The organism is Actinomadura roseirufa (genome assembly GCF_900659635.1).
GTDB lineage: Bacteria > Actinomycetota > Actinomycetes > Streptosporangiales > Streptosporangiaceae > Spirillospora > Spirillospora roseirufa.
This window is the reverse complement of the sequence record NZ_CAACVB010000213.1, coordinates 1-13,698: the sequence shown is the minus strand read 5'-3', so window position 1 is coordinate 13,698 and position 13,698 is coordinate 1. Positions and strand designations below refer to the sequence as shown.

Genomic DNA, 13,698 nt, shown 5'->3' with positions numbered 1-13,698 from the left:
CGCGCGGCGCGAGCCGGACGCGCCGCACGACGACCGCGGGGGCCTCGCCGACCTGCCGGCGCACCACGACCGCGGCGGCGCCGATGACGATCTCCGCGCGGCCGCGGTGCCCGGCGCCCGCCCCGTCACGCACCGCGATGACCGCGCTGGTGCGCGCGTCGAGGCCGGACACGGAGGTCGACACGCGGTAGTCGGTCCACCCGGCGGTGTTGACGCCGCTGAGCAGGCAGCTGCCGTACTCGTCACTGGTCACCGCCAGGTGGGACCCGCGGCGCCGGCAGGTCGCCAGGTCGCCCGCCCACGGCAGGGTGGACAGGTCGCGGGGCGGCGGCGCCGGCACCGCCCCGCGGATCATCTCCAGCAGGTCGGCGACCGACGTGGTGGCGCGGACGCCGATCCGGGGCAGCTCCCAGCGCGGCGCGGCGCCGGTGACCGCGTCCACGTGACCGGCCGGGACGTTCTCGCCCGCGAACGCCTCGCCGAACCCGGCCCGCCGGATCAGCTCCGGCAGCTCGTCCCGGATCCGCGGGTCGTTGCCGGCGCGGCCGGTCGCGCCGAACGGGTAGGAGAACGCGGTGACGTCGTGGCCGAGCGTCCGGCGGAAGAAGGACCGGCTGCGGGCCAGATCGGCCTGGACGCGGGCGCGCCAGCGCTCGATCGGCTCGGCCGCGCCGTTCACCAGGACGCGGTTGGGCAGCGGCGGCGCGATGTCCCCGGGCACCGCGGCGGCGGTGTGCATGGCGTGGCCGTGCGAGCCGAACTCCCATCGGCCCGTCGCGGCCAGCGCCCGCACCTGCGCGGTCGACAGGTAGTGCGACGGCGTCCCCGGCGCGACGATCCGCCCGGTGGTCAGGAAGCTCGTCGCGGTGAACCCGTACTTCTTCAGGACGGGGTCGGCGGTCGTCCAGTCGGTGAGCTGCCCGTCGTCGAACGTCAGCAGCAGCGCCCGCGGCGGGAGCCGGACGGGACGGTGGGCGAGGAGGTCCTCGACGTCGCGGAGCCGGACGGTCCGGTACCCGGCCGCCGCCAGCGCCGCCATGTGCTCGCCGAACAGCCGGCGGCTCAGCGTGCCGCCCGCGCCGTCGTGGTCGTCCACCTCGTGGTAGGTCAGCGCGATGATCGAGCCGGGGGAGCGCGGGAGCTCCGCCGCGGCCCGCGCCGTCCCGGGGTCCAGCCGGACGGTCAGCGCCGACCGCTGGCCCGGGTCGAACGGGCGGCTCATCGCGATCCACGTCGCGATCGCCACGCCGAGAGAGCACAGGAACACCAGGCCGGTGAAGGTCCGGAACACGCGGGTCCGGCGGCCGGGCGGTGTGCGTTCCCAGGGCGCCGGAGCGTCTGGCTCAGCCATCGGCGCCGGCCGCCGCGCTCACCGGGACGGCCCCGGGGTTCGGTCCCGCCTGCGGCGGCTCGGCGTCGCGCGTGCCCCACTTGCCGTCGCGGATGCGCGCGATCGCCCACAGCAGCTGCGGGGAGAACGCGACGTAGAAGAACGTCCCGACGAACGCGTAGATCCACATGCCGTCGTTGCGGAGCATCCGGTAGGTCAGCGCGTACCCCATCGACACCAGGTACAGGCCGAGGAAGTAGATCAGCGGGAAGGTGCCCCCGGCGAGCGGGACCGTCAGGCTGTACAGGACGACGATCGGGCTGAGCATGCCCGCGATCGTCTGCACGGCGACCGACGGCAGGGCGCGGGTGCGGCTCCGCCAGATGTGCGCGAGCAGCAGCGGCCCCTCCCGGCTCCACGACTTCTTCCAGCGCAGCTGCTGGCGGAAGAACTTGCGGTACCGGTCGGGCGCGTCCGTCCACGCTTCGGCGCGGGCGTCGTAGCGGGTCGTCCAGCCGTCCCGCAGGACCCGGTTGGTGAGCGCCCGGTCGTCGCCGTAGGTGCACTCGACGCCGAGGAAGCGCTGGTGCTCCCACGCGTCGAGCAGCGGCGCGATGGCCGCCCGCCGGTAGGCGGCGAAGCAGCCCGAGCAGCAGGTGACCGCGCCCAGCACCGACTCGGCGCTCTTGAGCAGCTGGAACGAGACGTAGTAGCGCGCGGCCTGCATCCGCGTCAGGACGTTGTGCTCGGCGTTGCGCACGTACGTCAGCCCGGACACCGCGCCGACCTTGGCGTCGGCGAACCCCTGCACGAGGTACCGCACCGACTCCGGGGCGGGCATCGAGTCGGAGTCCACGAACAGCAGGATCTCCGCCGACGTCGCGCGGATGCCCGCCGCCATGGCGGCGCGCTTGCCCTGGTTGGTGCCGAGGTCCACGCAGCGGACGCGCCCCTCCGGGTACTCGGCGGCGGCCTTGAGCATGTGGTCCCACGTGTCGTCGGTGGAGCCGTCGTTCACCACGACGATCTCCAGCCGGTCCGGGGGATAGTCCAGCCCGAGGCACGAGTGGATCGTCCGCGCGACCGCCTCGCCCTCGTTGTAGGAGGGCACCACGACAGCGACGGACGGGGTGATCCCGGCGTCCCGCGGTGGGCGGTAGAACGCGGCCAGCCCGAACCGGCTCAGCACGTACGCGCTGACCAGAACGGTGTACGAGGCGAGCAGCAGGTGGCCGCGCATGTAGACGACCTTGACGCCGACGTGCCAGGCGATCACACCGCAGATGACGGTGACGCAGGCCAGGGCACCCAAAGAGACGAGGCGGGTGGCGAGTGGGCGGTTCGAGAACGGGGGGTGGGGAGCCGTTCGCCTCACTGCGCCGCGCGCCGTGCGGCGCGGGCTGGGACCGATGGTGCCGGGACCGCCGGGACCGGTGGTGCCTTCGGCCGGGATCCCAAAGTGGATCTTCCGGCGGAATGTGGCATGCCGAACATGGTTCAGTGATCTCCCCCCGTGAGCGCTGAACGGCTCTGCCGAGCCCATCACTCGAGGGGAAAGAATACGTTAAATCTACTTAGCACCAAATTTACGACGGGTCACGATTTGGTGGATCTTGCCAACAAGATCAGCATTTCACAAGATCAGAATTGCGCCGGAAACGCTCCGGGGCCCGCCCGCGCGAAGCGGACGGGCCCCGGAGGCGGCCGTGCGGCCGGTCATCGGGCGGCGAGTTCGTCCTCGTTCACGGCGGACTCGGCGTCGGCGGGGCGTCCCGCCTGGTCGGCGTCGGAGTCCGCCGGCCGCCGTGACGGCCATGCGTCGAGCTTGGTGCGACGAGGGTTCGCCAGGGGGTTGTCCATCGCTGCTGCTGTCCTCCCGTAGATCCAAGAACGGGCGGCCCGGGATACTCGGCCGGGGCCGACCGAAAGGCCGATTTTCCCCGATGACCCACCCGGTTCGGCAAAATGGTCTAGACCGTGCCTCGGACCGGGCCGCTCCGACCAGTCACAACGCCCGCGCCGTGGACGCCCATTCCCGCGAAAACCACTGGCCCCACGCGCCGCGCCGGTGCCATCCTCGGCGCATGGACGTCCCCGAGCTGGCGAGCACCGGCGCCCTGAAGGCCCGTCCGAAGTTCCTCTTCTTCTGGCGTGCCGCCGGCTCCACCGGCTACCTGAGCCAGTGGTGGCAATCCCCCTTCACCGTCGGCGGCGTGACGTACGCCACGGCCGAGCACTACATGATGGCGGGAAAGGCGCGCCTGTTCGGCGACGAGGCGACGGCCGCCGACGTCCTCGCCGACCCGGATCCGGCCCGCGCGCAGGCCCTCGGCCGGCGGGTCCGGGGCTTCGACGAGCGGACCTGGGCGGAACACCGCTCCCGCATCGTCGTCGAGGGCAACCTCGCCAAGTTCACCCACCACGGCGACCTGCGGGCGCGCCTCGCCGTGACGCGCGCCCGCGTCCTCGTGGAGGCGAGCCCCCTGGACCGCGTCTGGGGCATCGGCCTGGCGGCCGACGACGAGCGGGCCGGGGACCCGGGCTCCTGGCGGGGCCTCAACCTGCTGGGCGAGGCCCTCATGACGGTCCGCGCCGCCCTCGCCGACGAGGGCTCGGGCGGCGGGTCCCGAATCAGCGGGTCCTGAATCAGCGGGCCGTGAAGAGGCTCACCGCGGACGTGCCGAGGCCCGTCGGCCTGATGAAGCGGGACGGGCCGGTGTCGCGGGCGGGCGGGCGCTCGTCGTAGCGGCGGGTCTCGTGGTGCCATTTGTGGACGCCCGCGATCCAGTCGCGCAGTTCCCCGACGTAGGCGTCCAGGGCCCGCCGTGCCCTGCCGTCCAGGCCCAGCTCGGCGGCGAGGACCGGCAGCTCCTCAGCGGCGAGGTGCTCGAACTGGCGGCGTCGCGCCGTCATCAGGTCGTTGACGATGGGCAGGGCCTCGTCGCGTCCGCAGCCGAAGAAGTTCTCCACGGCGAGGACGCCGTTGTTCAGCTCGCCCTCGTACTCCATCTCCTTCTGGTAGGAGAACACGTCGTTGAGCAGGCAGCCGTAGTCCATCACCGCGGCGTCGATCTCGCGGAGCGTGCGGGTTTCGAAGACGTGCTCGGGGATCTCCGCGGCGTGCCCGAGCCGGCACAGGGCCATGGTCAGCTCGGAGCCGAACGTGCGCCGGCGCATCTCCAGGTAGTCGATGGGGTCGGGGACGCGGCCCTGCAAGTGGTTGTTCAGCTCCCACAGCCAGCTCTCCACCATGTGCTCGACGGCGAGCCGGAATTCGCGGCGGCCTCGCTCGGGCATTGGCGCGGCCGTACGGGACCACAGGTCGGCCAGGCCCCTCTCAAAAGGGTTCTCGGCGACGGGCACCGGGCCGCAGTCCAGTGGCATGAACTCCGTGACGCGGGCGTTGAAGAGCTTCGCGCCCGCCATGTCGCGGTCGCGGTTGAACACGGCGGGGAAGTAGTCGTCGCCATAGGTGCCCCAGGCCAGCCACTGGGTGCCGAGGTCCAGGGCCTCCGGGGACGCGTCCGGGGCGAGGGACGCCGCGCAGACCTCGAAAGCGAAGCCGTCGAGCTGCTCGGCCGTCCAGAGCGGGACGGGGTGGCGGGGGAGCGGCTCGTAGAAGCCCATCGCGCCGCACCAGGCGGCGACGGTGCGCGCGGCGCGGTCGCGGTGCGGGTTCACGCGCGCCCTGTACGGCATGTCGAAGGCGGGCAGCGGGGTCGGGCCGACCTTCTGGTACGGGACGTGCGGAAGACTGATCCGCGCGGACCTGAGCAGGGCGGGCAGGCGCGCGGCGGACATGCCGAGCGTCGCGGTCTTGTTCATGTAGCGGCTGGAGCGCAGGTGCCACTCGTGCCCGCCGGCCTGCCAGTCCTGAAGGCCCTTGACGTAGCCCGCGACGTCCGCGCGCTCGGCCGGGGTCAGCGCGTGGTCCGCGGCGAGCTGCGGCAGCTCGGTGAGGGCGGTGTTCTCGAACTGGCGCAGCCGCGAGGTGAGCAGGTCGTTGACGGTGTCGGCGGCGACCTGCGGCGCGACGCGCAGGAAGCGCTCGACGACCAGGACGCAGTTGTTGATCTCGCCCTCGGACTCGGTCTCGCGCTGGTAGGAGAAGATGTCGTTGCGCAGGTGGACGCCGTCGGCGAAGGTGTCCTTCAGCACGCGCAGCGGGCGGGTCGCGACGACCCGCTCGGGGACCTCGATCCCGGCGGCGTGCTCGACGAGGTCGGCCGACCAGGGCGCGCCGCCGACCTTGCGGCGCATCTCGACGTACTCGACCGGGTTCGGGACGCGGCCGGTGCTGATGTTGGCCAGCTCCCACAGCGACTCGCGCAGCAGGTGGCCGGTGCTCGCGGCGAAGCGCCGCCGCCACGCCGCCGACGTGCCCGGGACGGTGCGCGCCCACAGGTCGGCCAGGCCGCGCTCGACGGCGTTGACCGGCTCCGGCGCCGTGGACTCCGTGGACTCCGCGGTGGACGGCATGAACAGCGGGAGCCGGTCCAGGTAGGACTTGGCGCCGCTCTGGTCACGCGGCTTCTTGTAGACCTCCAGGAAGTGGTCGTCGAAGTAGAACACCCAGACGTACCAGTCGGTGATGAGGTCGAGTTCCGGACCGTCGCAGTCGGGGTGGGTGTAGGCGCACAAAAGCGCGTAGTCCATCGCGTCGAGCTCGGCCTCGTCCCAGATCTCGGGGGTGCCGGGGTCGCGGGTGTCGTCGAGCATGCCCATCTCCCGCGCCCAGACCCTGCTGTGGGCTCGCGCTTCCTCCAGATGGGGGTTGAGACGGGCGGGGTACGGGACGTAGAAGTCGGGCAGCTCGAACGGTTGCACCGGTCCGTCTCCTCTGCGCGGGGCGTTTTCGTCCGCAACTTACAGCACCGGCAAAGTTACGTAAGGTGACAGGATTGTCGCTTGAATCCTTCGCCTTCTGGCGGGTAGGCCGGGGTCATGAGCAGGTCAAGGGAGGCGGCGCGGGCGAACGATGCCGTGGAGCAGAACCTCGCGCTGGTCCGGCAGATCGTCGATGCGGCGCAGCAGGAGATGGCGGCCAAGGCCAGGCGGCGCGTGCCCGCGCTGCGGCTGGGGGCGCTCGCGGGGACGCTCGGGGTGTTCGCGACCGCCGCCGTGTACCGGATGAACCTGCGGCTGCTGGAGCGCAAGCTGCCGCCCGAACTGGCGTCGTTCGTCACCGCCGTCGCCTATGGCGGCGGCGCCGGGGCCGCGGCGATGGCCGCCTCGCGCAAGTGGCGCGGCCTGCCCGCGCCGCTGCCGACCGAGACCGCGCGGCAGGTCGCGGAGATCCTCTCCGACACGGACTGACCCCCGCCCCCCGGGGTAGGAGGGAGATCATGGACAGCGCCAACACGACCGGCGACGCGGTTCCCGTGCGCGCCGCCGTCGCCCTTGCCGTGAACGGGACCGAGCACCGCCTGGACGTGGACACCCGCTCGTCGCTGCTGGACGTGCTGCGCGAGGACCTCGGGCTGACGGGCACGAAGAAGGGCTGCGACCACGGGCAGTGCGGGGCGTGCACCGTCCTGCTGGACGGCCGGCGCGCCAACGCCTGCCTCGCCCTCGCCGTCGCCCATGACGGCGCGCGGGTCGTCACCGTGGAGGGGCTCGCGGAGGAGGACGGGCGGCTCAGCGCCGTCCAGGAGTCCTTCCTGGAGCACGACGCGTTCCAGTGCGGCTACTGCACGCCCGGCCAGCTCTGCTCGGCCACGGCGGTGCTGGAGGAGGTCCGCCAGGGCTGGCCCAGCGCCGCCGCCGCGGACGTCGCGGCCGACCCGGTCCTGGACGACGACGAGATCCGCGAGCGGATGAGCGGCAACCTGTGCCGGTGCGGCGCCTACCCCGGCATCGTCGCGGCGGTCCACGCCGCGGCCGGCCGGTCCCGGGAGGTGACGGGGGCGTGAGGCCCTTCGGCTATGAGCGCGCCGCGACCGCCGACGAGGCCCTGGCCCTGCACGAGGACGGCGCCGTGTACCTGGGCGGCGGCACCAACCTCGTCGACCTGATGCGGCTCGGCGTCGCGACGCCCTCCCGGCTGGTGGACGTGGCGCGCCTGCCGCACGACCGGGTCGAGCTGGAGGTCGACGGGGGGCTGGTGATCGGCGCCGCCGTCACCAACAGCGACCTGGCCGCGGACCGGAGCGTCCGGGAGGGGCACCCGGTGCTGGCCGAGGCCGTCCTGGCGGGCGCGTCCGGGCAGATCCGCAACCTGGCGACGGTCGGCGGGAACCTCCTGCAGCGCACCCGTTGCTCCTACTTCCAGGACGCCGCCAAGCCGTGCAACAAGCGCGACCCGGGCAGCGGTTGCCCGGCGCGCGAGGGCGAGCACCACAACCTCGCGATCCTCGGCCAGTCCGAGGCGTGCGTCGCGACGCACCCGTCCGACATGGCGGTCGCGCTCGCGGCGCTGGACGCGTCGGTCCGGGTGCGCGGCCGGTCCGGGGAGCGCGTCGTGCCGCTGGAGGACTTCTACCGGCTGCCGGACGGCGCGCCCGACCGCGACACCACGCTCGAACCCGGCGAGCTCGTCACCGCCGTCGAGGTGCCCCCGCTGGGCATGCCGTCGCGCTACCGCAAGGTCCGCGAGCGCGCGTCGTTCGCGTTCGCGCTCGTCTCGGTCGCGGCGGCGCTGGAGGTCGGCAACGGCGTGGTCACCGGCGTCCGGCTGGCGCTCGGCGGCGTCGCGCACCGGCCGTGGCGGGCGCGCCGCGCCGAGGACGCGCTGCGCGGCGCGGCCGCCACCGAGGAGTCGTTCCTGCGCGCCGCCGAGGCCGAGCTGGAGGCCGCCGAGCCGCTGCGGGACAACGCCTACAAGGTGCCGCTCGCGCGCAACCTGATCGTCCGGACGCTGATGGAGCTGGGGGAGGGGACATGACGGCGCTGCGCCGGCTGGAGGGCACCGAGAAGGTCACCGGGACGGCGCGGTACGCCGTCGAGTACCCGGTGGAGGGCGTCGCCTACGCCGCGGCCGTCCAGGCGGCCGTCGGGAAGGGCGAGATCACGGCGGTGGACGCCACGGCCGCGCTGGCGCTGCCGGGCGTGCTGGCCGTCCTGTCCTGCGAGAACGCGCCGCACCTGCACGAGGTCCCGGACGGCGAGCTGGCGCTGTTCCAGTCCAGGACGGTGTCCTACCGCGGCCAGTTCGTCGCCGCGGTCGTCGCCGAGACGCTGGAGACCGCGCGGGAGGCCGCGCGGCTCGTCCGGGTCGACTACGTGGCCGAGCCGCCGGACGTGCGGCTGCGGGCCGACCACCCCGGCCTCTACACGCCCGCCAAGGTCAACCCGGTGTTCCCCGCCGTCACCGAGCTGGGCGACCCGGACGGGGCGTTCGCGGAGGCCGCCGTCCGCGTGGACGCGACGTACACGACGCCCGCCGAGCACAACAATCCGATGGAACCGCACGCGACGCTCGCGCAGTGGCACGAGGACGGCACGCTCACGCTGTACGACTCCAACCAGGGGGCGTCGGTCGTGCAGACCACGATCGCGCAGGTCTTCGGGCTGGAGCCGGACCACGTCCGGGTCATCTCGCCGCACGTGGGCGGCGGGTTCGGCTCCAAGGGGACGCCGCGCCCGAACGTCGTCCTCGCGGCGATGGCCGCCGGCGCGGCGGGCCGGCCGGTGAAGTTCGCGGTGCCCCGGCAGCAGATGTTCGCCACCACCGGCTACCGCACCCCGACGATCCAGCGGGTCAGGCTCGGCGCGGACGCCGACGGGCGGCTGACCTCCATCCTGCACGAGGCGGTCGAGCAGACCTCCACCGTCCGGGAGTTCGCCGAGCAGACCACGACGCCCACGCGGGTCATGTACCAGGCGCCGCACCGCCGCACGTCGCACCGCCTGGCGCGGCTGGACGTGCCGACGCCGTCCTGGATGCGGGCGCCCGGCGAGACCCCCGGCATGTTCGCGCTGGAGTCGGCGATGGACGAGCTGGCCGTCGCCGCCGGGATCGACCCGGTGGAGCTGCGCGTGCGCAACGAGCCGGACCGCGAGCCCGAGAGCGGCCTGCCGTTCAGCTCCCGCAATCTGGTCGCCTGCCTGCGCGAGGGCGCCGCCCGGTTCGGCTGGGCCGGCCGCGACCCGGCGCCCGGCGTCCGGCGGAGCGGGCGCAGGCTGCGCGGGACGGGCGTCGCCGCCGCCACCTACCCGGCCTACCTGCGGCCCAACCGGGCGACGGCGCGCGCGGACGCCGACGGCACCTTCACCGTCCGGATCGCCGCCGCCGACATCGGCACCGGCGCCCGCACCGCGCTGACGCTGATCGCCGCCGAGACGCTCAAGGCCGACCTGGGCCGGGTGACGGTCGAGATCGGCGACAGCGCGTTCCCCGCGGCGTCCGTGGCGGGCGGCTCCGCCGGGACGTCCAGCTGGGGCGGCGCCGTCGTGCGCGCCTGTGAGGCGCTGCGGGAGCGGCTGAACGGCGCCGTCCCGCCGGAGGGCGTCGAGGTCTCCGCGGACACGGCGGCGGAGGTCGAGGCGCGCGACGCCTACGCCCGGCACGCGTTCGGCGCGCAGTTCGCCGACGTGGAGGTGGACGCCGACACCGGCGAGGTCCGCGTCCGCCGCATGCTCGGGATCTTCGCGGCGGGGCGGATCATCAACCCCGTCACCGCGCGCTCCCAGTTCGTCGGCGGCATGACGATGGGCCTCGGCATGGCGCTCCTGGAGGAGTCGGTCATGGACGAGGAGTTCGGCGACCACCTCACCCGCGACCTCGCCCAGTACCACGTCCCGTCCTGCGCGGACGTCCGCGCGATCGAGGCGGACTGGGTGGAGGAGAGCGACCCGCACCTGAACCCGATGGGCACCAAGGGCATCGGCGAGATCGGCATCGTCGGCGCCGCCGCGGCCATCGCCAACGCCGTCCATCACGCGACCGGCGTCCGCGTCCGCGACCTGCCGATCACCCCCGCCCGGCTGCTCCCGATGCTCTGACCGCGGGCCCGCCCCGGGGCCGGTGGACCACCCGCGCGGGGGAGAACGGGGCGCCCGGCGGACGCCTCCGATTTATCGCCGGTGCTTTTCCCGCGCGTTGGGGTTCAGAAGGTGTGAACAGGTGAGATCGTGGCATACGGGATCGCCCGCTGGAGGCGGCCCGTCCGAGGGCGAGGAGCGGATGACGGTCTGGCGGATCACCGGCGGGGAGGGCGGTCCCGAGTTCGGGATATCGCGCCCGGAGCACGCTCCCCGGTACGACCTCGTCGAGCTGGACACCGCGCTGCTGCGCATCACCGCCGGCATCGGATCCCCGTGGCTGCGCGTCTCGGGCGACGTCGACGTGTCGAACGCGCCCGAACTGGCCCGCGCGCTGGAGGCCGTCGAGGCGAGGATCACGGGCGACGTCCACATGGACGTGGCCCGCGTCGACTTCATCGACGTCGCCGGTCTCCGCTCGATCACGCAGGCCGCGCGCGGGCTGGACGAGCGCGGCCGGATGCTCGTCCTGCACTCGGTGTCGCCGCACATCGACAAGCTCGTCCGGCTCATCGGCTGGGAGACGACGCCCGGGCTCCTGGTCCACTGCAAGACCCGCCCGTCCTCCTGACGGGGCCGGGCGGGCTCCTCAGTGCCGCGGCGGGCTCCTCAGTGCTGCGGCGGGAACTTGACGGGCAGCGCGATCAGGGCCCGGTGGAAGGGGCCGGGCCGCCACCGGAGCTCCTCGGCGGGGACCGCCAGCTCCATGTCGGGCAGGCGGTCCAGCAGCGTCTCGATCGCGACCGAGGCGATCAGCCGGGCGTGTCCCTTGGCCGGGCAGGTGTGCGGCCCGGCGGCGAACGCCAGGTGGGCGCGGTTGCCCGCGCGCTGCGCGACGGCGCGGGTCGGGTCGGTGTTCGCCGCGGCGTAGCTGACCACGACGGGCTCGTCGGCGGGCAGCCGGTGGCCGCGGAAGTCGAGGTCCTGGCGGGGGTAGGTGGAGCCGAAGTTCGCCACCGGCGGGTCGCTCCACAGGATCTCGTCCAGGGCGTCCTCGACGGGGAGGCTGCCGCCGGACAGGTCGCCGGCGAAGCGCTCGTCCGACAGCAGCAGCCGGACCCCGTTGGCGATGAGGCTCTGCTGGGGCTCGGAGCCCGCCCCGAACATCAGCACGATCTGCTCGATCAGCTCGCTCTCGTCGAGCCCCGCGGGGTGGGCGATCATCCAGGACGTCAGATCCCCGCCCGGCCGCGCGCGCTTGAACTCCAGCAGCTCGCGGACGGTCTGATGGAGCCTCTGGTCCGCCTCCTGGACATTGGTGCCGTCGAAGATGTCGCGCATGTCGCGGACGAACCGGCCGGCGAGGTCCGGCGGGCAGCCGAACAGCTCCGCGAACACCAGCATCGGCAGGGGGCGGGAGTACTGGCCGACGAGATCGGCCTCGCCGTCGGCGGTGAAATCGCTGACGAGCGCGTCGGCGGTCGTCTCGACGAGCCGGCGCAGCGCGGCGACGTCGACGCGGTCGAGGCTGTCGGTGATGGCGGAGCGGAGCCGCGCGTGGACGGCGCCGTTGACCGACATGGTGTTGCGCCGGAACCCCATCATGGGCAGCAGCGGGCAGCCGGGGTCCATCTTGCGTTCCCAGCGGCTGGCGTCGCGGGGGAACCGGCCGGGGTCGCGCATCACCTCCAGCGCCTCCTCGTACCCGATGATCAGCGTCGCCGGGACGCCGGGCAGGAGCTCGACCGGCGCGACTCCGCCGTGCGCGCGCATCGCCGCGTAGACGCTGCCCGGCGACTCGGTGTACTCCGGGCCGTACAGGGGGAAGCGCGCGGGGGCCTCGGGCGGGGTGGGGTCGTCGGTCACGGCGCCTCCTGGTCGAGGGTGCGGAGGTGCTCGACGAGGGCGATCAGCGCCCGCGTCGAGGACGTGCGGTCACGGGCGTCGCAGAACGCGAGCGGGGTCGCCGGGTCGAGGTCGAGCGCCTCGCGGATCTCCTCGGCCGGGAAGGCGGGCGCCCCGTCGAAGTGGTTGACGGCGATCGCGTACGGCAGGCCCTGCCGTTCCACGATGTCCATGACGGCGAACGACTCCTCCAGGCGCGTGGTGTCCACCAGGATGAGCGCGCCGAGCGCGCCGACCGCCAGGTCGTGCCAGAGCCGGGTGAAGCGCTGCTGGCCGGGCGCGCCGAACAGGTACAGGACGAGGTCGTCGGTGAGGGTGAGACGCCCGAAGTCCATCGCGACCGTGGTGGTCGTCTTGTCGCGGATCCCGGCGAGGTCGTCCACGGACGCGCCGGCCTGCGTCATGCGTTCCTCGGTGCGCAGCGGGCGGATCTCCGAGAGCGCGCCGACGAACGTCGTCTTGCCGACCGCGAAGTGCCCCACGACGAGGATCTTGACGGCGGTCCGGACGGTGTCGCGCAGATAGGGCGTCTCAGAGGCGAGCGCGGAGTCCATCGAGCACCTCCTGGAGGATCCGGGCCCGCGCCGGCGGGGGCGCGGCGGCGGGCGTCCGGGTGATGAGATGGCCGCTGTCGACCAGGTCGGACAGCAGCACCTTGGTGACCCCGACGGGCAGCCGCAGGATCCCGGAGATCTCGGCCACCGACAGCGCGCCGCCCCGGCACAGCTCGACGATGCGGAGCTTCTCGGGCGACAGCCCGGCGTCCCGGCCCGGCCCGGTGAGCTGGTCCGGCGGGGCGATCAGCAGGGTCACCAGGTCGAAGACGTTGCGGGTCGGGTGCGCGCGACCGCCGGTGACCACGTGCGGGCGGACCAGGGCGCGCTCGTTCCGGCGCCGGATCATGCGGGAGCGCCCGCGCCGGGCCGCGGCGGGCTGGTCATCTCCCGGCCCAGCCGCTGCACGAGCTCCTGGAGCCGGAACGACACCGCCTCCATGTCGACGTGCTGCGTCGCCGACACCGCGAGGTAGGCGCCCGGCCCGGCCGCGACGAGGAACACGTACCCGTCGTCGAACTCGCTGACCGTCTGCCGCCAGGTGGTCGCCTCGTTCCCGCAGAACTCGGCGGTGCTGCGGGCGAGGGACTGCAGCCCCGCCATGCCCGCGGCCTGCCGCTCCGCCTCGTCCCGGCCGATCCGCTCGGAGTGGGCCATCAGCAGGCCGTCGGCCGACAGCAGGATCGCGTACCGCGTGCCCGGCATCCGCAGGGCGTCGTCGAGCATCCAGCCGAGCCGGTTCGTGCCGTCGTCCATGCCTTTGTCCATGCCGTCGTTCCTCGCCCCGTCCATCGTGCCGCCCCGCTCCTTGTCGCCGGCCACCGTGGTCATGGCCGCAGGTCCTTCCCCTCGACGTCCGGCGGCCCGTCGCCACGGCCCGAGCGGGTGCCGCGCTGCCAGGCGCCGAGCCCGGCGGCGGTCTCCCGGGCCGGCCGCGCGGACGGCCCCGTGCGGTCCGAGGTGCGGTCCGAGGTGCCGCCGGTGCCG

14 protein-coding genes are annotated in these 13,698 nt (G+C 73.7%); 6 read left to right on the top strand and 8 right to left on the bottom strand.

Translation table 11 applies throughout. From position 1 onward, the window contains the following. From E1291_RS31595 to E1291_RS42420, 3 genes are all read right to left on the bottom strand, one after another. The coding region (locus E1291_RS31595; protein ID WP_131741742.1) for a polysaccharide deacetylase family protein at positions 1-1,351 on the bottom strand (1,351 nt) is incomplete at its 3' end. Continuing rightward, a complete protein-coding gene (locus E1291_RS31590; RefSeq protein WP_165495371.1) occupies positions 1,344-2,642 on the bottom strand; it encodes a glycosyltransferase family 2 protein in 1,299 nt (432 codons plus the stop codon). The genes E1291_RS31590 and E1291_RS31595, both read right to left, overlap by 8 nt. Before the next feature lie 404 nt (positions 2,643-3,046). Then, entirely contained in the window at positions 3,047-3,190 is a 144-nt protein-coding gene (locus tag E1291_RS42420; protein WP_165495370.1) for a hypothetical protein, read from the bottom strand. A 224-nt stretch (positions 3,191-3,414) separates the two neighbouring features. Here E1291_RS42420 and ybiA point away from each other — a divergent pair, with 224 nt between their 5' ends. Then, a complete protein-coding gene (gene ybiA, locus E1291_RS31585) occupies positions 3,415-3,975 on the top strand; it encodes a riboflavin biosynthesis intermediates N-glycosidase (RefSeq protein ID WP_131741740.1) in 561 nt (186 codons plus the stop codon). Between the two features lies 1 nt (position 3,976). Here the strand turns inward: ybiA and E1291_RS31580 are convergent, their stop codons facing one another. Next, positions 3,977-6,157 carry a terpene synthase family protein gene (locus tag E1291_RS31580; protein ID WP_131741739.1) on the bottom strand — a complete coding sequence of 727 codons (2,181 nt, stop codon included), beginning with the start codon at positions 6,155-6,157 and terminating at the stop codon, positions 3,977-3,979. A gap of 117 nt (positions 6,158-6,274) precedes the next feature. Between E1291_RS31580 and E1291_RS31575 the strand changes: the two genes are divergently transcribed. The 5 genes from E1291_RS31575 to E1291_RS31555 all read left to right on the top strand — a co-directional run bounded on the left by E1291_RS31575 (position 6,275) and on the right by E1291_RS31555 (position 10,883). Then, positions 6,275-6,646, top strand: a complete 372-nt coding sequence (locus E1291_RS31575; protein ID WP_131741738.1) for a phage holin family protein — start codon at positions 6,275-6,277, stop codon at positions 6,644-6,646. Between the two features lie 29 nt (positions 6,647-6,675). Beyond that, positions 6,676-7,242, top strand: coding sequence for a (2Fe-2S)-binding protein (locus E1291_RS31570; protein ID WP_131741737.1), 567 nt, complete (start codon positions 6,676-6,678; stop codon positions 7,240-7,242). Then, positions 7,239-8,213 (top strand): FAD binding domain-containing protein, encoded by a 975-nt coding sequence (locus E1291_RS31565; RefSeq protein WP_131741736.1) that lies wholly within the window; start codon positions 7,239-7,241, stop codon positions 8,211-8,213. The genes E1291_RS31570 and E1291_RS31565 overlap by 4 nt, the downstream gene beginning before the upstream one ends. Then, entirely contained in the window at positions 8,210-10,273 is a 2,064-nt protein-coding gene (locus tag E1291_RS31560) for a xanthine dehydrogenase family protein molybdopterin-binding subunit (protein ID WP_131741735.1), read from the top strand. The genes E1291_RS31565 and E1291_RS31560 overlap by 4 nt, the downstream gene beginning before the upstream one ends. A 121-nt stretch (positions 10,274-10,394) precedes the next feature. Further along, a complete protein-coding gene (locus tag E1291_RS31555; protein WP_131741734.1) occupies positions 10,395-10,883 on the top strand; it encodes an STAS domain-containing protein in 489 nt (162 codons plus the stop codon). 38 nt (positions 10,884-10,921) lie between these two features. On the opposite strand, the gene E1291_RS31550 is transcribed toward E1291_RS31555, so the two are convergent. Genes E1291_RS31550 through E1291_RS31535 form a run of 4 tightly spaced genes read right to left on the bottom strand, consistent with a single transcriptional unit; the run spans position 10,922 to position 13,542 of the window. Next, positions 10,922-12,118: a cytochrome P450 gene (locus E1291_RS31550; protein WP_131741733.1), complete on the bottom strand. Its 1,197-nt coding sequence runs from the start codon at positions 12,116-12,118 to the stop codon at positions 10,922-10,924. Next, entirely contained in the window at positions 12,115-12,711 is a 597-nt protein-coding gene (locus E1291_RS31545) for a GTP-binding protein (protein ID WP_131741732.1), read from the bottom strand. Before E1291_RS31545 ends, E1291_RS31550 begins: the two co-directional genes overlap by 4 nt. Then, positions 12,689-13,060: a DUF742 domain-containing protein gene (locus tag E1291_RS31540; protein WP_131741731.1), complete on the bottom strand. Its 372-nt coding sequence runs from the start codon at positions 13,058-13,060 to the stop codon at positions 12,689-12,691. Before E1291_RS31540 ends, E1291_RS31545 begins: the two co-directional genes overlap by 23 nt. Further along, positions 13,057-13,542: a roadblock/LC7 domain-containing protein gene (locus E1291_RS31535; protein WP_242614495.1), complete on the bottom strand. Its 486-nt coding sequence runs from the start codon at positions 13,540-13,542 to the stop codon at positions 13,057-13,059. Before E1291_RS31535 ends, E1291_RS31540 begins: the two co-directional genes overlap by 4 nt. Positions 13,543-13,698: the final 156 nt, after the last annotated feature.